This is a genomic window from Kribbella sp. NPDC048837 (genome assembly GCF_055586945.1).
In genome coordinates, this window is record NZ_JBVJHF010000001.1 from 1556010 (window position 1) to 1580397 (window position 24388).

Genomic DNA, 24388 nt, shown 5'->3' on the forward strand with positions numbered 1-24388 from the left:
CGCACATCTGGTACCGACATCAGATCAGGGCATCCACCGCGGCCGTGCGGGTCGCCCAGCGCTTCGCGTCGGCCGCCCGGATGTCCAGAGCCACCGAGGCCATCATGCGACCCGGCCGCTCGAGATCGGTCTTGCTCGCCTCGGCGACATCGGTCGCCCACTCCGCCGGTACGCCGCTCAGCCCGCTGAGCGCACCCGTGATCGCGCCGGCCATCGACGCGATCGAGTCCGCGTCGCGACCGTAGTTGGTGCCGCCCAGGACTGCCCGGCGTACGTCGCCCTCCGAGACCAGCACGAAGCCGAGGGCCACCGGGAGTTCCTCGATCGCCTTGGTCCGGCTCGGCCGCCGGGCGTCCAGCGACTGGTCGCGGTAGTCCGGGCCGACCGTGTCGTAGGGCTCGATCGCCGTGCGGAGCAGGGGAATCGCCTGCTCCCAGTCCGTCACCCCGTCCGCCGCCGCGACGACCGCCTCGACGGCCCTCCGAGTGCCGTCCTTGGCCAGTCCCAGCGCCGCGCCGACCGCCGAGGCGGCGGTCGCCCCCGGCGCCAGCGCGGCGGCGACGGCGGCCGCGAACACGCCGGCCGCCTCCCGCCCGTAACTCGACTGATGCGCGCCGGCCAGGTCGATCGCCTCCGCGTACGCCCCCTCGGGGTCGCCCGCGTTGGCGATCCCGACCGGCGCCACGTACATCGCCGCACCGCAGTTGACGATGTTGCCGACGCCGGCCTCGCGCGGATCGACGTGCCCGTAGTGCAACCGGGCGACCAGCCACTTCTCGGCCAGGAACACCCGCTGCAGCAGCAGCGCGTCGGTCTCCAGCTCGGGCACCCACCGGCGCCCGTTCACCATCTTCGGCACCAGCACCTCGGCGATCGCGTAGGCGTCCAGGTGCGCCCGGCGCTCGTCGTACACCTCGACCAGCGCGTGCGTCATCAGGGTGTCGTCGGTGATGTGCCCGTCGCCCTTGTGGTACGGCGCGATCGGCCGGGCCGTGCGCCAGTCGTCGTACCACGGACCGACGATGCCGGTCACCCAGCCGCCGTGCCGCTCCCGGATCGCCTCCGGGGTCCAGCCCTCGACGGCCCCACCGATCGCGTCACCGACCGCGGAGCCGACGAGGGCACCCGTTGCTTTCTGCTCCAGCAGGGATGTCACTGGTTGACCTGACCCCATCCGTCGCTCAGCTTCTTGCCCAGGGCCGCGAGGTCGGTCTTGTTCGCCAGGTACTCCTGCAGCGCCGGCGTCGCGATCTGGTCCTTCCACTTCGGGTAGTTCTCCACGCTCTGGAACGGCGCCTTGGTCAGGTCGCTGCCGCTGGCCAGCGTCTGCTCCCAGCCGTTCTTGCCGCCGGTCGCCTTCAGGATCGCGTCGCGAGCCCCCTGCGTGGTCGGGATCAGCCAGTCGCCCTGACCGACCGCGGCCAGGTTCTCGGCCTTCATGTAGTAGTCGATGAACTGCGCGGCCTGCTTGATGTGCTTGCCCTCGGCCGGCACCGACAGGGTCTGCGGGTTCGCCGCCTGCTGGGTGCCGGTGCCCTTCAGCGGCGGCAGCACCTCCCACTGGAAGCCCTTCGGCGCCTCCTCCAGGATCTGCTGCGCGGCGAAGTTGCCGCCGACAACCATCGCGTACTTGCCGGCGTAGAACCCGGGCAGCACGTCGGAGCTGCTCTGGGTCAGCGAGGTCGGGTCGATCGACTTGTCGTCGTACGCCATCGCGTGGATGCGCTTCGGCACCTCGAGCTCGGGGTCGCCGATGGTCGCGGTCGCGTCGCGGCCGGAGCCGTCGAAGAACTTCGCGTCGAAGTTCATGCCCAGGTTCAGCACGGTCGCGGTCGGGCTCTTCAGGCCCCAGCCGAGGCCGTACTTGCCGCCCGCGGTCAGCTTCTTCGCGTTCGCGGCCAGATCGTCCCAGCTGAGCGAGTCACCGGTCGCCGTGATCCCGGCCTGCTCGAGCAGCGCGGAGTTCGCGAACACGACGTACGACTGCAGCAGGGTCGGCGCGGCGTACACCTTGCCGTCGCTCGACACGGTGTCCCAGACGCCCTGCGAGACGGCGTCCTTGGTCTCCTGGCTCAGGTACGGCGAGAGGTCCGCGAGGTAACCCTGGTTGACGAAGCCGGTGATGTCGGCGGACTCGTCGTGGATGATGTCCGGCGCGGTCCCGCCCTGAAACTGGGTGACCAGCTGGTCGTGCACCGAGTCCCAGCTGCCCTGGACGTACTCGACCTGGATGTTCGGGTTGGCGGCGTTCCAGTCCGCGACGATCTTCTTGGTCGCGGCGACGGTCGTCTTCTGGAACGCGAGGCTCTGGAACTTCAGCGTCACCTTCTCGTTCGACGACCCCGAGTCACCGGAACTGTTGTCACTGTTGCTCCCGCACGCCGCGAGCGCCACCAGTGCGCCCGCCGCGAGCAACGCGGTCATGACCTTCTTCATTGCTTCTCCTTAACCCTTGACTGCGCCGCTCAGCAGGCCGGAGGTCAACCGGCGCTGCAGGAAGGCGAAGAACACGAGACTGGGTACGGTCGCCAGCACCGAGGCGGCGGCGAGCGGACCGAACTGGACCTGGCCCTCGGCCCCGACGAAGCGGGCGAGCACCAGCGGAAGTGTTTTGAGCTCCGGGTCCTGGAGCAGGACCAGAGCGAAGAAGAACTCGTTCCAGGCCGAGATGAACGTGAACATCGCGGTCGCGATCAGCCCCGGCCGCAGCAGCGGCATCACGATCGACACGATCGTGCGGACCCGGCTCGCGCCGTCCACGGACGCCGCCTCTTCGAGCTCGCGCGGTACGGCGGCGACGTACCCCTGCAGCATCCACAGCGCGAACGGCAGCGACCAGACCATGTACACGATCACCACGCCGGGGATCGTGTTGGTCAGGTGCAGCGGCCGCAGGATCATGAACAGCGGGATCACGATCAGGATCACCGGGAACACCTGGCTGACCAGGATCCAGCCGTTCGTGACCGGCCGCAGCCGGCTGCGGAACCGGGCCAGCGCGTAGGACACCGGCAGCGCCACGATCAGCACCAGGATCGTGCTGGCGATCGAGATCTGCAGGCTGTTCATCAGCCCGCGGACCAGGCCCTGCTCGTTCAGCGCGTCGGAGTAGTTCGAGAGGTCGACGTTCTTGGGCAGGATCGACGGCGTGATGCCGGCGAACTCCTGCGGCGACTTCAGCGAGCTGGAGATCAGCCAGAGCAAGGGGAAGCCGAGGAAGACCAGGTAGCAGACGACGGCGACGTACTGCAGGAAGCGGGCGGCCGGTCGCGTTCTCATGCTTCGCTCCTCAGCCGGTTCCGCAGGTAGAAGAACAGGAACAGGATGATGATCACGACCATCACGTCACCCATCGCGGCGGCCATCCCGAAGTTCCCGTACCGGAACGCCTCGTTGTAGGCGAACAGCATCGGCAGCATCGTCTTGCCGCCCGGGCCACCGGCGGTCAGCACGTAGACCAGGCCGAACGAGTTGAAGTTCCAGATCAGGTCCAGACTGGTGATCGCGACGATCACGGTCCTCAGCTGCGGCAGTGTGATGTTCCAGAACTGGCTCCACGCGCTCGCGCCGTCGACCGCGGCCGCCTCGTACAGCGAGCGGTCGATACCTTGCAGGCCGGCCAGCAGGGTCACCGTGGTCATCGGCATGCCGACCCAGATCCCGACCACGATCACGGCCGGCAGCGCCGTACTGAAGTCGCCGAGGAAGTTGATCGGGTGGTCGGTGAGGTGCAGCTTCTGCAGGATCTCGTTGACCGGGCCGTTGGTCGGGTGCAGCAGCAGCCGCCACATGATCGCGACGACCACCGGCGGCATCGCCCACGGGATCAGCGCGAGCGTACGGGCGACGCCGCGGAAGCGGATGGTCGTGTTCAGCAGCAGGGCGAGGCCGAGCGCCGCGACGAACTGCAGGATCGTGACCGACAGGGTCCAGATCACGCCGATCCGGAACGAGTCCCAGAACAGGCCGTTGTGCAGCAGCTTGGAGAAGTTCTCGAAGCCGATGAAGTTGGTCTCGACGTTGAGCCCGGCGCGCGCGTCGGTGAAGCCGAGCGCGATCCCGCGGATCAGCGGGTAGACGCTGAGGAGCAGGACCGGCAGCAGCGCGGGCAGGAACAGGAAGATCGCTTCCCGGTTCTGCTTCGGCCTGGTGGTCTTCTTCACCGGGGTGGGCGCCGGCGCCGTCACAGTAGCGGTCATGGGGTGGACTTCCGGACACTCAACGTCGGCTGGACGACGATCCGCCGGGGGGTGCGGGTGGAGTCCTCGATCCTTGCCAGCAGCAACTCGGCGGCCCGGCGGCCACGTTCGGCCGAGCCGAGGTTCACACTCGTCAACGGCGGGAAGCTCTGCTCGGCCAGCTCGCTGTCGTCCATCCCGATCACCGCGACGTCCTTCGGGACCTCGAGTCCGTAGGCGGCGAGCTCGTGCATGACGCCGACCGCGAGCAGGTCGTTCGCGCAGATCACCGCGCTGGGACGGTTCTTCTTGAACAGCTTCTTCCCCGCCTCCCGCCCGGCGGCGAAGGTGAAGTCTGCGGCCTCGATCTCCCCGGCCGACTCCAGCCCGAACTCCTTCATCGCCTCGGCGAAGCCCTTCGCCCGGGCCGTGCCGGGCACGGTGTCCGCGGGGCCGTTGACGAAGGCGATCCGGTCGCGTCCCCTGGCGGTGAGGTGCTCGGCCGCGAGCAGGATGCCCTTCGGCGAGTTGGCACGGATCGTGTCGACGCCGGCCTTCGCGGGGACGTTACCGGCGACGACCACGGGGACCTCGCACTCGCGGATCGACTTGATCAGGTCGTCGTCGACCCGGATCGGGCTGATCACCAGGCCGTCGGCGTACCCGCGCGCCATCCCCCGGACCAGCGCGACCTCGTCCACCACGTCCGGCCCGGTCGTCGTCACCACCAGGCGGTAGCCGGCCGCGGACACGACCTCCTCGACCGCCCGCATCATCGTCACGTAGACGGGGTTACCGACATCGGCGACCGCGAGCGTCAGCTGGAACGTCCGCCCGACCTTCAGCGACCGCGCCCGCGAATCCGGCACGTAGCCGAGCTCCTCGACCGCCCGCTGCACCCGCTCGACCATCTCCTCGGTCGCCGGCAGCCCGTTCAGCACCCGTGACACCGACGCCACCGAGACCCCGGCTGCCCGAGCCACCCCCGCGATCGTCGGACGACTCACGCCCGCCTCCTGTAATCGTTCTTGTAATCGTTTACAGGCCAGACAATAGGGCGCCCGGGCCGCGCGGTCAACCTCACGGCCCGGAGCGATAAGGACGGGACGGTGCTAGCCGGCCCGGTAGAACAGCCAGGCGTCGGCCATCCGCTGGGCCTGGCCGGGAGTGAACTCGGTGTAGCAGGAGTCGAAGGAGTAATCCATGTAGTTGTGGATCGGGTCGAGACCCGGCGCCGTACACGTGTCCTTGCCGGCCGGACAGCCGCTGGTCGGCGTCTTCTCCGCGGGGGTGTCGTCGACGAAGTCGCCCTTCGCGCTGCACCCGCCGAAGAACGTGTGCTCGAGGTTCAGCCAGTGGCCGACCTCGTGCGTCGCGGTCTCGCCCTGGTCGAACGCGCCGGCGTACCTGGTGGACGTGCCCAGCATCGACTCCCAGTCGATCACGACGCCGTCGAGATAGGCCTGCCCGGGCTTGGTCACGATGTCCGGCAGGTAGGCCCAGCCGAGCAGGCCCTCCCCCGCCGTCGTCGAGTACAGGTTCAGGTCACCGGGTCCGCCGGTGTGCAGCGCCTGCTTCATGCTGTGCTCGGGCTTGCCGCCCGCGCCGGCATAGAACCAGGTCGCGTTGTCGGTCCGGGTCACCGCCGCCAGCGTGAAGCGGAACCCGGTCCTGGCCCCACCCTCGCCGCCCGCGTACGTGGTGTTCAGTACGGCGATCTGCGCCTGGATCTGCTGCGTCGTCAGCGACCCGGTCGAACCGTCCGTGACCACATGGAAGTAGACCGGAACCGTTGCCCTGAACCCCGGCTTCGCCTTGCCCTTCGCGGCGGCCGGGAGGTCCTGCGGCACTTGCCCGAGATCAGGTTCGCGGCCACCCCGCGCCTGGATGACGGCGTCCTCCGAGACACACGAGTCGCCCCGGTCGTGACTCGGCGGAGCCGCCTGACTCTGTGCCCCGGTCAGTCCCGCGCTCACCATCACCGCAACGCCGGCGATGCCGGCGACCCTGCTCCATCTCATGACTGCCCCCTGCCGATCGGCGCCCCAGGCAGTTCGACTCTAAGCAGGGCCGACGGGGTGGCGGAAGGGGCTACTCGTCGCCGTCGTCGGCGCCGGGGCGTTCGGCCCAGGGGGTTTCCTTGGCCGGGCGGACGACGATGAGTTTGTCGCCGGCGGCCAGGACCGAGACGTTGGAGTCGTAGTAGCGGTGCACCTTGCCGTCCCGGACGACGGAGACGACGCGGTCGGGCACCGCGGACGGCGGCTTGCCGACCTCGCGGCCCAGCACCGGGCGTTCGGCCACCTCGAGGCCCTCGCCGTACGTGAGCAGGTCCTCCATCACCTCGCCGAGGTTCGGGCTGACCGAGGTCAGGCCGAGCAGCCGGCCGACCGCCTCGGACGACGTGACGACCGCGTCGGCGCCGCTCTGCCGCAGCAGCGGGACGTTGTCCTCCTCGCGGACCGCGACCACGACATGCGCGTCCGGGTTCAGTTGCCGCACCGCCAGCGTGACGAGCACCGCCGAGTCGTCCCGGTCCGTCGTCACGATCACCTCGCGGGCCGTCATCACCTCGGCCCGGCGCAGCACGGTCCGGTTCGTCGCGTCGCCGTGGAAGGCGGCCATCTGGTCGTTGCCCGCGTCACCGATCGCCTGCGCCCGCGGGTCGATCACCACGATGCTGTCGCGCTTGACCCCGTTGCTGATCAGCGTCTGGACGGCGGAGCGGCCCTTGGTGCCGTACCCGACGACGACGGTGTGGTCCTTCATGCGCTTCCTCCATCGTGTGTCCCGCATGATCCGGCGACCCTCGTTGGCCAGTACTTCCAGTGTCGTACCGACCAAGACCACCAGGAACGCGATCCGCAGCGGGGTGACGATGAAGGCGTTCACCAGCCGGGCGGCGGGCGTCACCGGAGTGATGTCGCCGTACCCGGTCGTGGTGAGCGTGACAGTGGCGTAGTAGATGCTGTCGATCAGATCGACGTGACCGTCGTAGCTGTCCTTGTAGCCGTCACGGTCGACCACCACGATGAGCACCATCACGGTCAGCAGCCCCAAGGCCACCAGGAAGCGGCTGAAGAGCTGAAAGAGCGGCGAGCGCGTGCTCGCGGGCAGGTTGACCAGCAGACCGTGTGGATTGCGACCGGTGGGAAGGGGTGGCACGCCCCTGACGATATTGCACTGGCGGCCCATCCACCGCATGCGACAGGCTCTGGTCGGACAGGGCGACGGTCACCATCAGGCTGTCACCGTCCCGGATCACCCTCGAGCGCATCCGCAGCCGCTCGAGGGTCCGCAGCATCGCGTGGTTCTCCGGCTGCACCATGCACACCACCCGGTCGGCGCCGAGCTCCCGCGCTTCGACCACCACCTGGCGGAGCAGGCGTAGCCCGAGGCCCTGTCCCTGCCAGCCGTCCTCGACGAGGACGGCGACCTCCATCGTCGTAGTGCCGAGCTCCTCCCACGGCGCGGCCGTCGCCATCCCGATCACGGCGTCACCGACGGCCGCGACGATCGAGACACCACCGGCCGGTGCCGACAGGTGCCGCGCGGTCCGGGTGGTCAGCTTCGGCATCGGCACGTGGTACCGCCGGGTGCGGCTCTCGTACGAGCACCGCTCGTGCATCGCGACCACGGCCTCGGCGTCCTCGACGCTCGCCGTCCGCAACTCGGGTACGCCGCTGCCCGGGCGCGGGCCCTCGACCACGGACCCGTCGAACCGCTCGGCGAGCCGGCCGGCGATCTCCACGAGCACGTCGGCCCGGGCCCACTCGGCAGGCGTGTACTCCTCGAACCCCTGCAGGTTGCCCAGCTCCTCGTCGACGGACAGCGGGTCGTCGATCAACCGCAGTACGGCACGCAGGTAGCGGGTGGGCGCATCACTGAGTACGTCGGCCTGGCACGGGCGGACCGTCGTACCGACGCAGCCGGCTTCGGCGGCCAGTGCCGCCAGGTCGTCCGCGGTCCAGCCGACCCCGGTGGAGACCACCAGTTCGTCGACGGCACCGGACTCGGCGGTGAAGACCTCCAGGCTGAGGATGTTGATGTCGTCCGCACCGCACCGTGCAGCGAGTTCGGCCAGGGCGCCGGGCCGGTCGGCGAGTTCGGTCCTGATCTTCCAGAGCATGCGGACGCCCTCCCTCGTGGAAACGTCCTTCCACTCTGCGTTCCGCCTGTTGCCCCGCCGGGTCCGGAATGTTACGCGCGCGTCAACCTTCAGCGCCGGCGGCGGACCTTGGGCAGATGAGGCGCGATCTTCGGCTTGCGCGCGGCCAGCACGACGGCCGGTTCACGCTTGTCGAGGTCGGCGTGCCGGAGCAGCTCCGGGTAGGTGCTCTGCGGCACCGCCGGGTAGGTGGTGACGATGGCGTCACCGGAGAACACGAAGAAGATCGCCTGCCCCTCCTTGATCACCTTGAGCAACGATCCCTCGCGGACGGTCAGCACATGCTCCACCGCCTTCTTCCGCGCCGCCCGCTTGGCCAGCGCGGCCTGCATCGCCTGCTGAGCCGGCTCCCGCCCATGCTTGAACGCCTCAACCGCAAGCGGCCCGTACCGCACCCCGTACTTGACCAGGTTCTTCGCCAACTGGCTCTGCCCCTTGCCACCTGCCATAACCCGAGCCTACTGAGCCCACCGCCCAGGCGGGTGCAGCCAACCTCTGATGCAGGCCGCGCCGGCTTGCAGAAAAGCCGATCGAGCGGAGCCATCAACTCAGGCAAATGTAGCCCTGACCAGCAGTTTCAGTGTTCATCACTACTCCTTGATGCTCGGCGTGTGTCAGTCGCCCACGGAACAGCGACGGAGCAGGATGCGCAAGAGATCAGCAGCGCCGACACCACCAAGCGGAGGTGGATTAGATGAGTTGGGAGTTGCGGTTGGAGCCGATGATCAGCTCGCGCGGGAGTTCGGCGGTGACCGCGTTGACGACTCTGAATTCGAGGTCGTCGACGCGGTCGATGCGGATCGTTGTCCGCGCCCGGCCAGAGGGCAGGCCCTCGATACACCGCAACCGATCGCAGTGGCACTGGGCACACATCTAGAGCAACACGCCACCGCACCGTGAAGTACGAACTTGCACGGCCAAACGGCCTACAGCCACGGTGGAATGGGTGGGGCTGGGTCACCTCGGATAGTGACGACGTCGGCGTAGGGCCGGCCGGCCAGATAGCCCGCAATCTCCGGCAGCGCGCCGTTCACTTCTGGGGTGTCGCCGCGTTTGGTGCGTATGTCCGTGCTCAGCGTCTCGAGGAAGTCGGCGGGTAGGTCGGCGAAGGGGAGGCCGGTGCAGAGGTCGACGGCGTGGATCATGACCTCGCGGCTGCGAAGCCAGAGGATTTCGGGGGCGGGGACCTGGCGGCCCTGGGCGGTGCGGACGACGGTCTGCAAGCCAGCCGACGCGAACCCTAGGCACCCGATGTCGCGGATGCACCCAACGGCGCACTCGATCATCGCCGGCGGGACTGCAATCCTCGCAGCCTACGCACACGCACACGGAGTGTTGTGAGTCCCGCCCCATACGGCCAGCTAACGGCCGAGCGATTGACCATCGCGAGCACATTCGGGTGACTGCACCTACATCTCACTGAGCTGCGGTAGGGATACCTGATGATTCCGCCGACGGGTGTCGTTCCAGTTCGGATCGAAGAGTGGCGTTCCGCTGTCGGCTGTCGCGTTGACGATGCAGCGCGTGGCGGGTGACCGCCGTCGGCGGGCCGTGGGAAGCAACGGTTTGAACTAGGGCGAAGCCTCCAATGCCCTCGTGAACGTGCTCTTCGGCATGTGCAGGGCGAGTACGTGAGCGTAAAATGAGATGCGGCGTTTGGGGGTGCGCGAGGCGATGTTGGGCGCCTGCTGTGGACATGGGACGGGCTGTGGTGATCGGCGCCGGTCAGGCTGATCGTCGCCTGCCGTTGCACGCCAGTCACGGATGGTTGAGTGGACCACCACCGCGCAGCCGTAACATGGAGCACCTGAACCATCGTCTCGCCGACCCGGATCGGGTGGGGTGAGCACCATGACCGTTGGGCCACTTGGGCGCGAGCTGTCTGGCATTCGAGCCGAGAATCCGTCGGCCTGGCGTGCACCGATCGGCCGCGAGCGTGAACTCGGCCGGCTATCGGATGCTCTGGACCAGGCAATCGCAGGCCATGGGAGCCTTGTCGTCATCCGCGGCGTGGCCGGCATCGGAAAGAGCCGGCTCGTCTCCGAGTTGGCGGATCGGGCGGGCGTCGCCGATGCCTCGGTGCTCTGGGGCCAGTCATGTGAGGAAGGCGGTGCACCTGCCTATTGGCCTTGAATAGAGGCGGTGCGGGCCAGTCTGGCCGACCACCCGGCCCTGTCGGACACGATGGCAGACGAGGACCTGCTGGTGCTGAGCCAACTCGTTCCACACATCGGCGGCGGGCGGAGTGCCGATCGGCAGTTGCGGGAGGTTCCTGCCGATCAAGCCCGGTTCCGGCTCTTCGACACGCTGACCAGGTACTTGCTGCGGCTGGCCGACGAGCGCCCACGCGTTCTGATTCTCGAAGACCTTGCCGCCGGAGACACATCAACGGTCCAGCTGCTGCGCTTCGTTGCTCGCCGCGTGCAGCGCTCCCAATTGCTCATCGTCGGGACCAGCCGGTTGCACGTGGACGACATACGCACCGGGCAAGCGATCGAAGATCTCCTCGGCGAGTCGACGAATGTCGAACTCCGGTTGTCCGGGCTGGACAAGGCGGCCGTCGGGGAGCTGGTACGGCGGGAACTCGGCCGGGAACCTCCGGCAGGGACTATCGAACTGATTCACGAGCGGACCCAGGGCAACCCGCTGTACGTCAAGGAAGCGGCACGCCTTGCAGGCGCTGGCGATCCTGAACAAACGCTTGGCCAATGGGTTCCCGCCAGTCTCAAGGCCACCGTCGCCGATCGGTTGGATGGCCTTGACGAGGGGCAGCGCACGATCCTCGAGATCGCCGCGGTGGTCGGGTCGGTGTTCCAGCCGTCCATCCTGGCAGCGGTCGCCGAAATGGAACACTCCAGCGCGTTGGATCTTCTTGAGCAGCTCGCCACCGACGGCCTGGTGACAAGTGGAGGAGCTCGACTCGGGCAGATGCGCTTCGCCCATGCTCTCATCCGGGACGCGGTCTACGGTCAGATTCAGCCGGTCCGCAAAGCGCGTCTGCACTTGCGGATCGGGGAGTACCTGAACAGAGTCAGGCCGATCGGCGCCGGCGGGGCAGGTGTTGTAGCACGGCACTTCTTGTCGAGTGGTATCGCCGTCGCAGACCCTAGCCAGGTGTGGCGGCACGTGATTGACGCAGCCAAGTCCGCGATGGAGGTGCTGGCATTCGAAGAAGCCGTCCGGCTGTACCAACTCGCGATGGAGCAGGCGGCGGAAGACTATGAGCTGCTCCAGACGTTGCTCGGACTGGGATCCGCGGAGACGCGTGTCGGCAACGCGGCGGAAGGCCGGCGTCATCACAAAGAAGCGGCCGATCTCGCGTCCCGGCTGGGCCACCCGGTCGCACTTGCCCAGGCAGCGTTGGGATATGGCGAAACACAGGACTATGGCGTGGTGAACCCCGTCCTGGTAGGCCTGCTCGAATCGGCCTTGTCGATACTGCCGCCGGGCGAAGACCAGCTCCGTGCTCTGCTTTCAGCACGTCTGTCATCCGAGATGTACTGGGCAGACCCGTACAACCCCGAGGGAAGCCCTAACCGTCGCCGGCAGCTGGCCGACGAGGCTGTCGCTCTCGCTGAAGAGAGCGCCGATCCTTCGGTCCTGTGTGTCGCGCTGGCAAGTCGCTATATGGCAGCGTGGAGCCCTGACAACCTCGAGGAGCGCGAGTCGATCGTCTCCAGGATGATCACGGCGGCGAGCGACCTGCGACACCCCGAGATGCGGCTGCAGGCTCTGATGTGGCGGATCATCGACGGCCTGGAGCTCGGCGACCTGAACCGCGTCACAGCCGATCTCGACGAGTACGCCAGGCTCGCGGATGAGACGCGACAGCCGAGCCTGCGTTTCTGGACGAGCCTATGGCGAGGTATGCGCGCCCTGATGCAGGGTGACTACCCGGAGTCCGAGAGATTGCGGCTCGAGGCATGGAAGCTCGGCGATGGCAGCCTCGACCAGACCATGCTGAGCAATGCGTGCTCGTCGCAGTTGGTGATCCTCTGTCTGGAAACAGGCCGACTCGAGGAGTGCGACGAAATCATCCGCCTGCACGCGGGCTTGTATCCACAGATCTTCGCCTGGCGCGTCGGCTCGGCATTGATGAACGCAGTGTTCGGACACACCGACGCTGCGACCCGGGCTCTTGACGAGCTGGCTTCAGCCGATTTCACCGATGTGCGCCGTGACTCCAACTTCCTGGGAACGATGAGTGTCCTAGCGCAACTCTGTACCGCGCTCCGCGACGAAAGGCGGGCTCAGCTCGTCTTCGACAGCCTGGCGACCTTCCACGATCGCTGCGTCGTGTACGGTCTGGCGCCGCTGTGCACAGGATCCGTGAGTCGCTACCTCGGTGAGCTGGCTGAACTGCTGTCGAGGTTCGACGAGGCGCTTCGCTTCTACGAGCACGCCCTCGCCAAGAACACCGAGCTCGGAGCCGAACCGGCGCTTGCCTACACCGAGTTCGGTCTAGGCCGTCTGCTGATCCTCGGTGGAACCGATGTCGCCAGAGGGCGACGGCTGGTCGCATTGTGCAAGGAGCGCTCGGAGCGGCTCGGCATGGGCTACTTGATCGAAATGATCCGAGAGCTGGAGCGTGCTGCCTCCAGTCCCGACATCGCCCAGGCGCCGGCCGGTTTGTCAGCTCGTGAGGTGGAAGTACTCCGTCTCGTTGCGGCTGGACACACCAACCGGGAGATAGCACAGCTGTTGTTCATCAGCGAGAAGACCGTTGCCCGTCATATGTCGAGCATCTTCGGGAAGCTGGACGTCTCCTCGCGTACCGGGGCGGCTGCCTACGCCTTCAACGTCGGGCTCGTCTGAACCTGCGGTGGGTACTTCTACCCACTGCACCGCCGAGGACGTAATTGGGCATTTCGGTCGATGCAGCCTCCAGCTGTGCTTGGCGAGGATCGCCGTAGGAGGTTGCCATGTCCCAAGTACCACCCCCGTGGTTGCAGAAGAAGAACCGCGAGTTGGCGAGGCGTAGCACAGCGTACTGGTGGCTCTGCATCTTGTTGAGCGGCGCAGTCGTCATCGGCTTTTTCATTGCCCAGGCTGCAGGCGTGTTCGAGTAGCCGGTCCGAAACTTCTGAACCCTCGATACAGGAGTGCAAACAATGAAGGGTCAAGCACAGGTCTTGGTATACGGCGACGGCGGCGAACTGCTCACGGTTCTGAACGGTCCGACCATCGATGCTTCCTTCGACATCGTCGACTTCGTCGAAACCATCGGCAAGACGATCTACGACATCTTCGCGAGCCAGACGTCTTTGGCCGATGACGCGGTCGCGGCGCTCGGCCGCCTCGGCGGAGACGTGAAGGCCCAGGGCCGGCAGGCAATGAGCTTCGCGCACGGGGGCGGACTCTACAATGGCGACCGGCGCCCGGCCAGCTACGCGTTGATCTTCTTCCACGGGTGGACCGGTGACGACATCAAGCCGTCGTTCGGCGGATGCGAGCCGAAGGTCCCGGACATCGCTGATCTCGGTGAGGTCCGTTACACCCGCGGAGACTTCCAATACGAGCACCGATTTATCATGCTGTTCAGCACCGTGCCGGCGGGAAAGTACGCCTTTGCGTTCGCTACCGGCGACAGCGGAACAATCCAGGACGCAACGCTGGCCTACACGGTGGAAATCGGCGTTGACCCGTCACCCGAGCCGGTCACGAGTATCCAGGACAAGTACGAAGCGCTGCGCCGCAACGGGTTCGACTTCGGCGCTCCCCGGTCCGACGAGACCGACCTCGGATCCGGCCGTGTGCGGCACTGGGCGAACGGGTCACTGTTCTTCTCACCAGGCCGTGGCGCGCATCTGGTGTACGGCGACATCCGCAGAAAGTACGAGTCGCTCGGCTGGACGGCCCGTTTCGGGTATCCGCTCACCGACGAAACCGGATGCCCCGACGGCCACGGACGCTTCAACCACTTCCAGGGTTGCTCGATCTACTGGACACCCGACCTGGGCGCGCACGAGGTCAACGGTGCGATCAGGGAGAAGTGGGCGTCCCTCGGCTGGGAGCGGAGCTATCTCGGCTACCCGGTCAGCGACGAGACGAACGATCCGAACACGCCTGGCGGTCGCTACAACAACTTCCAGGGTGGCTGCATCCGTTGGTCGCCCAAGACCGGGCCGCTCGACTATCACCAGAAGTGCCCCGGCACATGAGCTGAAGAGACACCGAAATGGAACGCGAATCCAGATTTGACGTAGAGAGCCAGCGTGGAGAATCGATCAGTAATGTCGGCCGTGATCAGTACATCCAGCAAACCTTGCAGGCTCGCGAAAGCTTTGCGCGGGCGGTAGCCGCCACCAGAACGAGGGCCCGCTTCCTCATCGTGCTCGGCTTCTTGATGATGGTGGTCGGTATGTCTGCCGGCGTACTCGAATTCTGGCGGTTCTGGCTGCATGAGAACAAGAACTTCTCGAGCATCCCTGACAGCCTCTCCCACTGGGAGACGGTCACTGTGAGCGTCGCGATTGGTGGTTGGTTGGTCGCGGCGCTTGGTGGACTGCTCTTCCTGGCCGGCATTGTTCTCCATATCGTCGCAGCGTCTCGGCGGCGCAACCTCGCGCTCTACCCACCTCCCCCGCGGTACTGAAGATCTCCTGATCGGACAGTCCAGTGACCTTCAACATCAAGCGCCAAACGGGAAACACGATCAACAACGTCGCCGGCAATCAAGTCTGGACCAGCGGGCAGGGCAACCAGGTCTTCCTCGTCGACGACCTGCGCAACGACCTCTCCCTTGTACGAGAGCAGGTCTGCCACCTCGGACTCCCTTCCCACACGCTGGCAGCGGTCTTGCAGGACCTGGACAAGGCGGACGAGGAAATGACCGACCAACCGCCCAACAAGCCCGCCATCGCCGAGCGTCTCAAGCGCGTCGTTGGCCTGCTCAAGAAGGCCGGTGCCATAGCGGCTGCTGGGCAAGCCCTCACTGGTCCATTGACCCATCTGGCGCACTGGCTCGGAGCCCTCGGGGTATCGATACTGACTGCACTCTGACCCCGGCTGGGTCGGCGGGACTGGGAGTCCCGGCCTCGGCGGGGTGAGTGAGGTTGAGGGCCGGTGGCCCGCGTGCGGTAGAGGACAGGTCCACGCCATCCAGATCGTCCCGGTGAAAGAAGAACGCCTGCCGGAAGTACTCCGCGGCTCGCAGCAAGACGCTGCGAGCACTGATCCGGTGTCCCGCGGCGACGGCTGTCTTACCCTGATCGGCAAGGCGGGCGGCCCACTCATGGCAAGTCGAGCTCCACTGGTACTTCCTCGAGAGGCGCTTCGCATATAGGCGTCCGTGGCCCGAGGGCGCGGCCCAGCGTCCGACGAGGCCTCTTCCTTGCGGCTGCATCACTCGGCGCTTCATCCCAAAGCCCTGCCGACCGCGTCGCGCCGTCATATCCCCGACATGCAGAAGGGTCGGCAACCGACCTGATGAGGCTGCGTCCTGGAACACGTGATCCGGGTTAGCCCGACCGTGCCTCGTACCAGCTATCGCGATCACCCGGCGTGATCTGCTCAGCGATCACGAGGCACTCGCCCACGTTAGCCATGCCTGAATCGGCCTTACCAGCGCTTCGCTGGAGCTGGCCGTCGAAAGCCTCGTCGTCAAAGTGCAGCTTCACAGCGCGTCTCCTCCCAATGAACACGGGTCTCCACATCGATCAAGGGAGCTCCTTCGTTGGCAGTCTCGGGGCTAGACGACATCGCCCGCATCGCCTAGAGCGGCTGACGCAGACCGCGTTGGCGCGCTGCGGCCACGCGATCCGTACACGGTTACGGCTTGCACGTCTGACCGTCGAGAACTGCTGGAGCTGCTCGACCGCGGCCACAATGTTCCTCTTCTACGATCAACTCGAGGCGAAGTATGCCTTTGTGACCGCCATGATCTTCGGCGGTGGCATGGACTTCGCGGAGTCGTCCAGATCGCCGACCCATACCTTCCAGGTCGTGGTGCTCTTGTCCAGGTACTTGAAGTCGTGGTTGCTGTCGGCAAGGACAACGAAGTCGACGCCGTCACAGTAGTAGGCGCTGTTCCACCCATCAGGCCGCCCCGACCACGCACCGCCGTTGCGCAGCCGGCAGCGGGTTCCATCGGCGAGTTCGAGTCCCCAGGGATAGGGAGCAGCATCCGGCTTCACAGCAGGAAGGGCGGGTTCGGTGACTGTCCACCGGTAGAGCCGTTTGTCCCATGGTTCGCCGCCACACAGCGCCGTACGTCCGGCGGTGACCCAGCAGACATCCGCCCCGTCTGATACGTAGCCACAGGAGTAGATGCCTGAGCTCACTGCGGCCGGCGAGGGGTACGCATCACCGGAGGGTGCACACGCCAAACCCTTTCCGGTGTTCTCGACCCTCCAACCTGACTTGACCTGACCGGACTGGGTCAGCGGGTTGATGTTGACGACCTCGGTCGGAATGGCCTTGGGAACGAACGAGATGCCATAGATCGGATTGCTCCTGCCCCCGAAGCTGGCCACCGAGTCGACGATCTCACGCGCACTGATGATGAGCAGATTCACCGCGGTCAGGATCGTCGATACGACGACGTCGATCACGCCGAACACCAGCCCGCCCAGGAACACCGGAACATCGGCCATCGAGGCACGCGCCATCGCAGCGGTACATCTCGCCGCGAACTTCATCGTCTGCTTGACAGTTTTGGTGACGTCGGCCACCTCGAGGAAGTTGTTCGTGTACTCGTCGGTGAAGCTCTTCAAACAGCTCCTGGCCGCGTCTGTCCACCCCTTCGACGGATCGCCGCTCGTGACAGTCTTGGCCAGCCGCTCCATCCACCCGTCGGTCGCGACGGCTTGACCTGCCACCTTCGACACCGCGCCCTCGACCGAACCAGCCAGCTCGAGAATCTGCAGGACGTACGCAACCTGACTGATCTCCGCCCACACCTTCGCCTCCGGGACATCCGGAAGCCGCAAGGTGACGCTCTCGCCACGCGGGATCAGAATGACGGACTTGCCACGTGGTGTCAGAAGCTTCTCCCCACCAGTCGCAAGCCACTGAGTCAACGCATCCACACTGAGCCCGTACCGATTGCCGGCGATGACCTTCCAGGTTTTCGGATACGTCATCTGTGTGTAGGCCAGTCGGTTGTTGGCGATCCGCAGTACGGCGTGACCGGACTCGACACCTGCGCACCACTTCACCGAGTCGCCGCCGTCCGACGCCACCTCGACCTTCGTCCGCAGCGCCGACTCGCCACCACATCTCGGCTGGGCCACTCCAGCACGACCGGTAAGCCAATTCCCCAACCGCCCGAGCGAATCCTTGGCAAACGCCTGGATATCAAATCCACCCAGAAACCCTGACGAGAAATGATCGGTCTGTGCCGTCACCATCGACTGGCCCTGTTTCCATGGCGATGTCGGCAACCATCGCCAACCACCATGCCCGTCCTGCCATGCGACGACGGGCACCAGATTCGGATCCCATCCAGCCGGCACCTTGAAGGCTACCGTCGCCCGGCCCTTCAGTTGGGTCCCCGACAACTCGACGCGCACGCCGTCCCCGAACCGCCGCAAACCAGCCGCGCATGCCGGAACACTCCCATCACCCTCGACACGCAACCGTCCATCACCAACCACGGACGACGCAGGCAACAACACCTGCACGTCACCATGGTTCGCCTGCGCAGCCGTACCCGCGTGTACGACGACACCGCTCGGCGACTCCGATGCCGCTGGAGCCGCCTTTCCATCCTTCGAACACGCGGCGGCACCGAGCACCAAGCACATGCCGTAGCCACGACAACCAGCGGCCGCATCGCCCCCATGAATCCCCCCACGACCGCCAGTGCCCCCACCGCGATCAACCGTCCTATCGCCAATGCCCCACCGAACGTTACTGACGGCTGACCGACAACCCCACGCGGTCAACTCCGCCGCGGTCAGCGGCAACCGGTCGGCCCAGCAGAACTGTCGAACCGACTCAGTGTCTTTGCGCCCACGCTTCCCTCGGAATAGACAGGAACGGGCTTGGTCGGCTTACCGACGACACGGAACGGTGCATCCTCCGTGCCGACAACCTTCTTGTACGTCTTGCCGCCAGTGGCGTAGGTGATCTGGATGCCCCACTCGTGGTATCCAGAACAACTGTCCGCCCTCACCGTGACAACTGCCGGATCCTCGTGGGTGACATGGAACTTCGGCCCGAAGGGAACCGACTTGACGCCGGAGCTTGACGAGTCCGCACCGTCGCCCTCGCCACCTTCGACACCGGCGTCCCGAGATGTCCGCTTGTCCAGATCGACCTCAAGGATTCGCACAAAGCTGTCGCCGCAGCCGCCCATCGGGTCGTAGACCCACTTGGGATCAATCTTCTCATCTGCATAGAAGACCGGTTTGATCCCGAGTATCTGGATTGTTGTCCCCGCCTTTGCTCCGATGTTGAGCGTCACGAAGCCGTGGCCGTAGGCAGCTCCCCGCTGATCAGCAAGCGTGGATCGAATGTCCATGGCTGGCGTCAGCTTGATCATCGACGCGTCTGCATTCCACGGCATTCCGGCGACGGCTGTCGCGCCATCACAGTCCGGGAGCGCCGGCCAGGCCGGGTCACTGACCTCTATGGAGTCTTCGGTCTCGACGACTGGCGCCGGAGCGCCGTTGCAGGTATTGCCAGATCCGTTGATGTTGCAGTTGTTGTTGCCGTCTCCCCCGACCTTCGGCGCATCGTCGCCCTTCGCCATTTCGAACAACATCAACGGTATGACAACGACAGCAGCGAGAGCGCCGATACCCGCCCACCATTTCTTGCTGAGCTTCTTTTTCATCGGCTCCGCCCTGCATTCTTCCGATTCAGGGCATGCCGAGATACATCGATGTGCACTATCCCCCCTGACGACTTCGACCAGAACCTGTGCCCCGCCGATCGACGTTGCCCTCCCCGCAGGTGAGCATACGCACAGTATCGCGTTACCGCGAGGCCCGATAAGTCGCAAATTGGTCAACAGCGGTTCGACGTGATGAAGCCCTCGGAGGATCTCGCGGTCCACCGCGCGATGTCTTCCGCGAACTGGCGACAGTCTTGGTTGCGGCGTGGTTCAATCAGCCCTATTCGCTGGGGTTTGGGGGATCGTCATGAATACCGGCAAGGAGGACCAGTCCGCTCCCGGACGGCAGACCACACTCGGTGAGATGGGACTCGCCGACGTGCACATCGCCGCCGATGCCGAAGGCCTCGCGTCGCCCGGCGGCGTGCGGTGGACGGTCACAGTCGGCCAGGACGGCAAACCGTCGAGCCTGCGGCACATGCTTCCAGACAGAAGCTCACGAACCGTGGAGAGTTTCCTGCTCGCGCACGAGAGCCTCACGATGTTCCAACTGGTCCGCAGTGGGGCCTTCCAGTTCCTGCATCGTTCGTTGCTGCGTGACGGAGCCGTCCTGGTCGGCGGCGACGACGGATTCGTGGGCGTACTGGCGGACAGAGATCTTCGAGAGACTGCTCATTCGGCATCGGTGCGCGGGAGGGGTGACGGGCTTTATCCCATTCCGTCGGCCTTCGTTCCGCTCATCGTGCGGCTCTGCCAGCACGTCGAAGGCGACCGAACCTGCGGCCGGGCCGAACAGTTCGAGGAGTGGACGAAAGCGATGCCCGAATGCCCCGGTAGCAACCTCATCCCCGCACACACCTTCAGGTGGTAGCGATGAACGTGCTGGGTTCACAACCATGGCTGTCGCCGCGGGACGCGCTGGTCGTGATCTTTCCCGCAACTCTGACCGTGGCGTACACCTTCTGGCTCGTCGCACATACCGCACCCGGTGCGGACCGGCTTGACGCGTTATTCACCGACGCAAGCGTGGAGAGCCAGACCCTCGTGGGGATCGCAGCAATCGCGTCGTTCGGCCTGATGTGCTTGCTGCTGGCCCAGTTCGCGGACGTCGGCCTTCAAATCCTCGCCACTACGTGGTTCCGAAGGCCGTTCAAGAGCCGGAGCGGACCGCCGCAGCTCAGCCGACTCGGCACCATCTTGCGCGGCCCCGACCAGTATGGACAACACTAGAACCGTTATGGTGCTGCACCGTCGGTGATCTCCGGCTCCAAATCGGCCACACACCGGTCGTGAGCGTTCTGTGCCCACACGGTCGCAGGTCGATCGAGGCCTACTATTGGCAGGAGCCTGCGTCCTCGTCGTCCAAGGCGATACGCCACCAAAGCCACCAGCATCTTGCCAAGTCGCCTGGCAACTTCAGGCAGTAAGGAGATCCTGTCCCGAGGAGTCAGTGTGTGCGATTCGCTGCACATGTCGTTGCCTCACTGCGGGTCTACCGCGCTTGTGTCGGATCCGCGCCCTGGTAGTTGCTCAACTGTCTGCACCGACCAGAGGATCACGAACAGCCCGGCGACCAGTATCTCGAGCAGGAACAGGCTGATCGCTTCCACCGCCACCAGCACGGAGCCGCCGACAGCGACAACCAGCATGACCCACGCGATCCACCCGTAACGATTGAGCCCCCGCGGGTTCTTCACGAGCACAGCCTTGGCTGCATTCAGACCCTCTGGCGTCATCGTCACTGGCTTCTTCTCGCGCCGGAGTGCGTTGGCCACGGCAACGAGCAGGATGCAGACGCACAAGCAAATCGCAGCGATCTTGTGGGCATGATCGACGAACCAATCTGTGTTCCCCAGGAAGGTGGCTGCCGCAGCGACGAAGATCAGAACGGCTGTCACGAATGCCCATGGTGAGGCGTGCAAGGTCTTGGTTCCGGACTGTGTCTGGCGGAGTCTGCGAGTCAGCAGGACGCTCGCGACGATGCCTAGCAGTCCGACGATGAGCAACACGGTCATGTTGTTCTCGACGTTGTCTCGCGTGGCCTTCCTCAACACTTCGACGGTCGGACAATCGAGCCCTGACACTGCCTTCTCCGTGAGTAGCGAGCTGTTCCCCTGTTCGCACGCAGCCACCGCGGCGCTGAAGTCCTTGCCACGCGACGTAGGCACGACCGCCACCACCACCGCAAACATCCCGGCCAGGTTCAGGAACACGTCCTCGGGAACCGTCGTACCTCTGAGCGCTATGGTGCACGCACCCAGACCGATGAGAGCACCGACGAAGATCCCCTGCGCCGGCGTGTAGTAGTACGCACTGACCGACGGAAGAAACTCCAACTTCTTGTCCACTGCCTCATACACGACCGCAGCCCCCAGCGCGATCAGCAAACAAACGATAGTTGTCCGCACGTAGGTGTACGTCCACTTCTCGACCGTTCCACCGCCTTGCTCCGCTGCACGAGCCTGTGATGTCGCCATAATCCCTCCCTTGAATCCATCTCCTAACTAGACAGATGCACGCGAAATTGGTGGAGATACTTGACGACCGCCCCGCCCCGGTGGGTTCCTGGCTCGCACAGCCATCCCGCAGTTATCCGCCCACAGCAGGGATCTGAAAGCAACGTTCGATTGGGATTTCCCACATTCGATTGAGGTCTGCGACATCTGCCCGGAGCCCGGATTGTCGTGCACTCTCCGTGGCACATGGGGGTCTGGACGGTGGGGGGAGACCACTACGTCGCCTGTCCGGGGTGTTGCTGTGCTGCGCGCACTTTCGGCTGCGCCGGACGCCATCTCCTCGGAGCCCTCCCGGGACTGAGGCGCAACTCGTCGTACGACAGGCCGGTCGGGCTGTTGTCCTGCTCGGCAAGTAGGGCGTCGACGATCACCCAGTCTGCGGGGCATGATCGGCCGTCAGGTACGTCGGCGACGTCTCTCGGCCCGGCAGTTCTGTCAGGACGATGCGGCCGCCTCGCTGTCGACTTCCCCACTCTCATCGAGCGTGCGCCGATCCTATGACCACTCACCGTCACAGATCAGAGTTCGGGCAGGGGCCGTTTTCGACGGAGCGCAACTCGGTGTAACGCCGTGGGCCAGTCACCGATGGATCTCGCAGCGGGCGGACGACTCGCTCCCGTCCGATCGGCAGGGGGAACACGTGGCGAAGCGGGACTGGATCATTGCGGCGGCGGCCGCGACAGCCGGCGCGGCCGCCGCCGCGGCATGGAAGGCACGGAACTCCCCTCAGCAAGTCGAGTCCAACGGGATCCGACCTGTTGGCGGATCGGATGATGTCCCAGTCGTGGAAGCCGCAGCGAGCAGCGTGCCGCCGAAGGCTCGCTCCAATGGCCACTGCTCGTTGTGTCACAACGCCGTCGACCCGGTGTCGGTCGGGACAACCGGTCCGGATGACAGCACCGGCTCGCCCACGGCGGTTCTCCAAGCCGAGCTCAAGGCTGTCAAGTCGCGCCTAAGAAGCCTCAACGACTACGTCTCGAGGCTCACCGTGCATCTACAGGTGCTGATCGAGGAGAGCCTCACTGCGGACGAGGCCGCCGACGCAGCGGCACGTGCCGTCGACGCGATCGTCTCGACTCCGGCCCCGTGGCTCGCGCTGCGCAACAGCCTGAACGAGCGAATCACTCAGGCCAGGCTCACCCAGCAGTCCGCTCAGTCCGGCGTCACCGCCTGGCACCGGGTCACAGAGGCCGATGCCGGCTTCGCGGAGCTGGATCGCCAAGCCAAAGAAATCAATGCGCTTCGCCGGGAAAAACGCCAGCGCCCGGACCGGGTCGAACTGATCAGCACCCTGTCGTCCCGGTTCGCCCAGATCCTCGGCGAGATCGGCTACCCGAAGCTGCACGGTCCGTTCATCGGCGACGATCTGGTCCCTCACGTGCGTGGGCTCCCCTACACGGCGGCCAGCAGTGGCGGCATGGTCGTCATCGCATTGGCCTGGAACCTTGCATTGTGGGAGATCGCCCACGAGCGGAACGCCGACGCACCCGGCCTGCTGGTCATCGACAGCCCGCAGAAGAACCTGGGACACAACTCCAAGCCGCGCGACAACGACTTCGCCGACGCCCAGCTCGTAGAAAACTTCTACGCCCACGCGAGCAACTGGCTGGCCACCGACGGAGCCGGCGCCCAACTCGTCGTCGTCGACAACTCCCCACCGGAGAGCGTCGACCAGCACGTCGTCGTCCGCTACACCAGAAACCCCCAAATCCCCCCGTACGGCTTGATCCCGGAAGCAACCCACTGACACCCCGTCCCCGGATTCGCCGGCCATCGGTGACGATGGTGACATGACGGACGAGCGCATCATCGGCGGCAACGTGGTCGTCGTACGTCCGGCAGCCCTCGAAGCGGCCGTAGATGTGCTGTGCTCGGCGCTGAGCCCCAGCCAGCTGTCCAGTTTAAAGATCCGGTCCGGAGAGCATCTCGCCGCGATCCTGGCAACGACACTCCTTCGCCGCGCACCGGTCTCCCTCGACCACGCCGGAGGCGCCGACCTCGTATTCGACCTCGCCGAAGATACCGCTTCCGGTTCACCACCACCCGAAGTCGGCATGCAGCGGTACGCCGGCTTCGAGGTCAAGACCTTGCGTGGTCGGTTCCGCAAGTTCGATGCCGATATCGACAACGCACGGGGCGCAGATCGGCCCACCCCCTCCAAGCACGTTGGGACCGCTCGATCAGCCGACGAGATCCTCCGCACCGACGGCGAGGAGATGGTCCGGAAGGCAGCGGCTCAGCTGGACCGCAAAGCCCCGCCAGACCATTCCAGAAACGTCTTCCTGATCGCCCACATCCTCGAGCACCCCTTCATCGAGATGCGCTCACCGCTGCTGGCTCACGTCCTGACTCCACCGTCCGCGGCCGATGGGATCGACAGCATCTGGGTTCTCTGGGCGCCCACTGGTCCGTTCGTCGTCTGGACGGCCGCGTCTCAGACCTGGACCGATGTCATCTACGACGCCGCCCCCGAAGATGCGATCGATGACGAGGACGAGCAGGAGGCCCTGCAGCGGATCGAGCAGATGTTCTTCGCCCGTATCGGCTACCGAGGCCCCTCGCCTTGGTCGTACGTTCTCACCGCGAACCGCGGGGAGAGCGGTACGCCGACGACAGCTGTGCGAGAGGGTTAGCTGTTGCGCACGTCTGACACCGGTTACCCTTCTTCGTCGTCGATCATGCCGGCCGCGAGCGTCGACCCCGTCGTGGCCGTCGATGAGCAGGAACGATCCAGTGATGGTGTTGC

At 65.6% G+C, this 24388-nt stretch carries 24 protein-coding genes; 9 read left to right on the forward strand and 15 right to left on the reverse strand.

Going from position 1 to position 24388, the window contains the following annotated elements; translation table 11 throughout:
- Positions 1-19: 19 nt before the first annotated feature.
- The 11 genes from ACZ6O0_RS07185 to ACZ6O0_RS07235 form a co-directional block, all read right to left on the reverse strand.
- Positions 20-1156: an ADP-ribosylglycohydrolase family protein gene (locus ACZ6O0_RS07185; protein WP_465763916.1), complete on the reverse strand. Its 1137-nt coding sequence runs from the start codon at positions 1154-1156 to the stop codon at positions 20-22.
- Entirely contained in the window at positions 1153-2436 is a 1284-nt protein-coding gene (locus ACZ6O0_RS07190) for an ABC transporter substrate-binding protein (protein ID WP_465763917.1), read from the reverse strand. The genes ACZ6O0_RS07185 and ACZ6O0_RS07190 overlap by 4 nt, the downstream gene beginning before the upstream one ends.
- A 9-nt stretch (positions 2437-2445) precedes the next feature.
- A complete protein-coding gene (locus tag ACZ6O0_RS07195) occupies positions 2446-3279 on the reverse strand; it encodes a carbohydrate ABC transporter permease (protein ID WP_465763918.1) in 834 nt (277 codons plus the stop codon).
- A complete protein-coding gene (locus tag ACZ6O0_RS07200) occupies positions 3276-4199 on the reverse strand; it encodes a carbohydrate ABC transporter permease (RefSeq protein WP_465763919.1) in 924 nt (307 codons plus the stop codon). The genes ACZ6O0_RS07195 and ACZ6O0_RS07200 overlap by 4 nt, the downstream gene beginning before the upstream one ends.
- Complete coding sequence (locus ACZ6O0_RS07205) at positions 4196-5185, reverse strand: LacI family DNA-binding transcriptional regulator (RefSeq protein ID WP_465763920.1); 990 nt, start codon at positions 5183-5185, stop codon at positions 4196-4198. Before ACZ6O0_RS07205 ends, ACZ6O0_RS07200 begins: the two co-directional genes overlap by 4 nt.
- Before the next feature lie 105 nt (positions 5186-5290).
- A complete protein-coding gene (locus ACZ6O0_RS07210; RefSeq protein ID WP_465763921.1) occupies positions 5291-6199 on the reverse strand; it encodes a zinc metalloprotease in 909 nt (302 codons plus the stop codon).
- A gap of 70 nt (positions 6200-6269) precedes the next feature.
- Entirely contained in the window at positions 6270-7220 is a 951-nt protein-coding gene (locus ACZ6O0_RS07215) for a potassium channel family protein (protein ID WP_465763922.1), read from the reverse strand.
- The gene (locus ACZ6O0_RS07220; protein ID WP_465763923.1) at positions 7192-8307 is read right to left on the reverse strand and encodes a GNAT family N-acetyltransferase; all 1116 of its coding nucleotides are present in this window, start codon (positions 8305-8307) and stop codon (positions 7192-7194) included. Before ACZ6O0_RS07220 ends, ACZ6O0_RS07215 begins: the two co-directional genes overlap by 29 nt.
- 89 nt (positions 8308-8396) lie before the next feature.
- Positions 8397-8795: a hypothetical protein gene (locus tag ACZ6O0_RS07225; protein WP_465763924.1), complete on the reverse strand. Its 399-nt coding sequence runs from the start codon at positions 8793-8795 to the stop codon at positions 8397-8399.
- Between the two features lie 241 nt (positions 8796-9036).
- Complete coding sequence (locus ACZ6O0_RS07230; protein WP_465763925.1) at positions 9037-9192, reverse strand: hypothetical protein; 156 nt, start codon at positions 9190-9192, stop codon at positions 9037-9039.
- 80 nt (positions 9193-9272) lie between these two features.
- Positions 9273-9569: a DinB family protein gene (locus tag ACZ6O0_RS07235; RefSeq protein WP_465763926.1), complete on the reverse strand. Its 297-nt coding sequence runs from the start codon at positions 9567-9569 to the stop codon at positions 9273-9275.
- Between the two features lie 628 nt (positions 9570-10197).
- Between ACZ6O0_RS07235 and ACZ6O0_RS07240 the strand changes: the two genes are divergently transcribed.
- The 5 genes from ACZ6O0_RS07240 (at position 10198) to ACZ6O0_RS07260 (ending at position 15348) form a co-directional block, all read left to right on the forward strand.
- Positions 10198-10479 (forward strand): ATP-binding protein, encoded by a 282-nt coding sequence (locus ACZ6O0_RS07240; protein ID WP_465764078.1) that lies wholly within the window; start codon positions 10198-10200, stop codon positions 10477-10479.
- A 9-nt stretch (positions 10480-10488) separates the two neighbouring features.
- Complete coding sequence (locus tag ACZ6O0_RS07245; RefSeq protein WP_465763927.1) at positions 10489-13161, forward strand: helix-turn-helix transcriptional regulator; 2673 nt, start codon at positions 10489-10491, stop codon at positions 13159-13161.
- Positions 13162-13457: 296 nt separating this feature from the next.
- Positions 13458-14507, forward strand: a complete 1050-nt coding sequence (locus ACZ6O0_RS07250) for an LGFP repeat-containing protein (RefSeq protein WP_465763928.1) — start codon at positions 13458-13460, stop codon at positions 14505-14507.
- 17 nt (positions 14508-14524) lie between these two features.
- Complete coding sequence (locus ACZ6O0_RS07255; protein WP_465763929.1) at positions 14525-14941, forward strand: hypothetical protein; 417 nt, start codon at positions 14525-14527, stop codon at positions 14939-14941.
- A gap of 23 nt (positions 14942-14964) precedes the next feature.
- Positions 14965-15348 (forward strand): hypothetical protein, encoded by a 384-nt coding sequence (locus tag ACZ6O0_RS07260; protein ID WP_465763930.1) that lies wholly within the window; start codon positions 14965-14967, stop codon positions 15346-15348.
- Between the two features lie 458 nt (positions 15349-15806).
- Here the strand turns inward: ACZ6O0_RS07260 and ACZ6O0_RS07265 are convergent, their stop codons facing one another.
- The 3 genes from ACZ6O0_RS07265 to ACZ6O0_RS07275 form a co-directional block, all read right to left on the reverse strand.
- Positions 15807-15965, reverse strand: coding sequence for a hypothetical protein (locus ACZ6O0_RS07265; protein WP_465763931.1), 159 nt, complete (start codon positions 15963-15965; stop codon positions 15807-15809).
- 225 nt (positions 15966-16190) lie between these two features.
- On the reverse strand, positions 16191-17969 hold the full coding sequence (locus ACZ6O0_RS07270; protein WP_465763932.1) for a hypothetical protein: 1779 nt from the start codon (positions 17967-17969) through the stop codon (positions 16191-16193).
- Positions 17970-18244: 275 nt separating this feature from the next.
- Entirely contained in the window at positions 18245-19126 is an 882-nt protein-coding gene (locus tag ACZ6O0_RS07275; protein ID WP_465763933.1) for a hypothetical protein, read from the reverse strand.
- A 364-nt stretch (positions 19127-19490) separates the two neighbouring features.
- On the opposite strand from ACZ6O0_RS07275, the gene ACZ6O0_RS07280 reads away from it, so the two are divergent.
- A complete protein-coding gene (locus tag ACZ6O0_RS07280) occupies positions 19491-19997 on the forward strand; it encodes a hypothetical protein (RefSeq protein ID WP_465763934.1) in 507 nt (168 codons plus the stop codon).
- A 2-nt stretch (positions 19998-19999) separates the two neighbouring features.
- Entirely contained in the window at positions 20000-20356 is a 357-nt protein-coding gene (locus tag ACZ6O0_RS07285) for a hypothetical protein (RefSeq protein ID WP_465763935.1), read from the forward strand.
- Positions 20357-20607: 251 nt separating this feature from the next.
- Here the strand turns inward: ACZ6O0_RS07285 and ACZ6O0_RS07290 are convergent, their stop codons facing one another.
- Positions 20608-21603 (reverse strand): hypothetical protein, encoded by a 996-nt coding sequence (locus ACZ6O0_RS07290; protein ID WP_465763936.1) that lies wholly within the window; start codon positions 21601-21603, stop codon positions 20608-20610.
- An 823-nt stretch (positions 21604-22426) separates the two neighbouring features.
- Between ACZ6O0_RS07290 and ACZ6O0_RS07295 the strand changes: the two genes are divergently transcribed.
- Both ACZ6O0_RS07295 and ACZ6O0_RS07300 read left to right on the forward strand, forming a co-directional pair.
- On the forward strand, positions 22427-23389 hold the full coding sequence (locus ACZ6O0_RS07295; protein ID WP_465763937.1) for a hypothetical protein: 963 nt from the start codon (positions 22427-22429) through the stop codon (positions 23387-23389).
- Between the two features lie 43 nt (positions 23390-23432).
- Positions 23433-24275 (forward strand): hypothetical protein, encoded by an 843-nt coding sequence (locus ACZ6O0_RS07300; protein WP_465763938.1) that lies wholly within the window; start codon positions 23433-23435, stop codon positions 24273-24275.
- Positions 24276-24388: the final 113 nt, after the last annotated feature.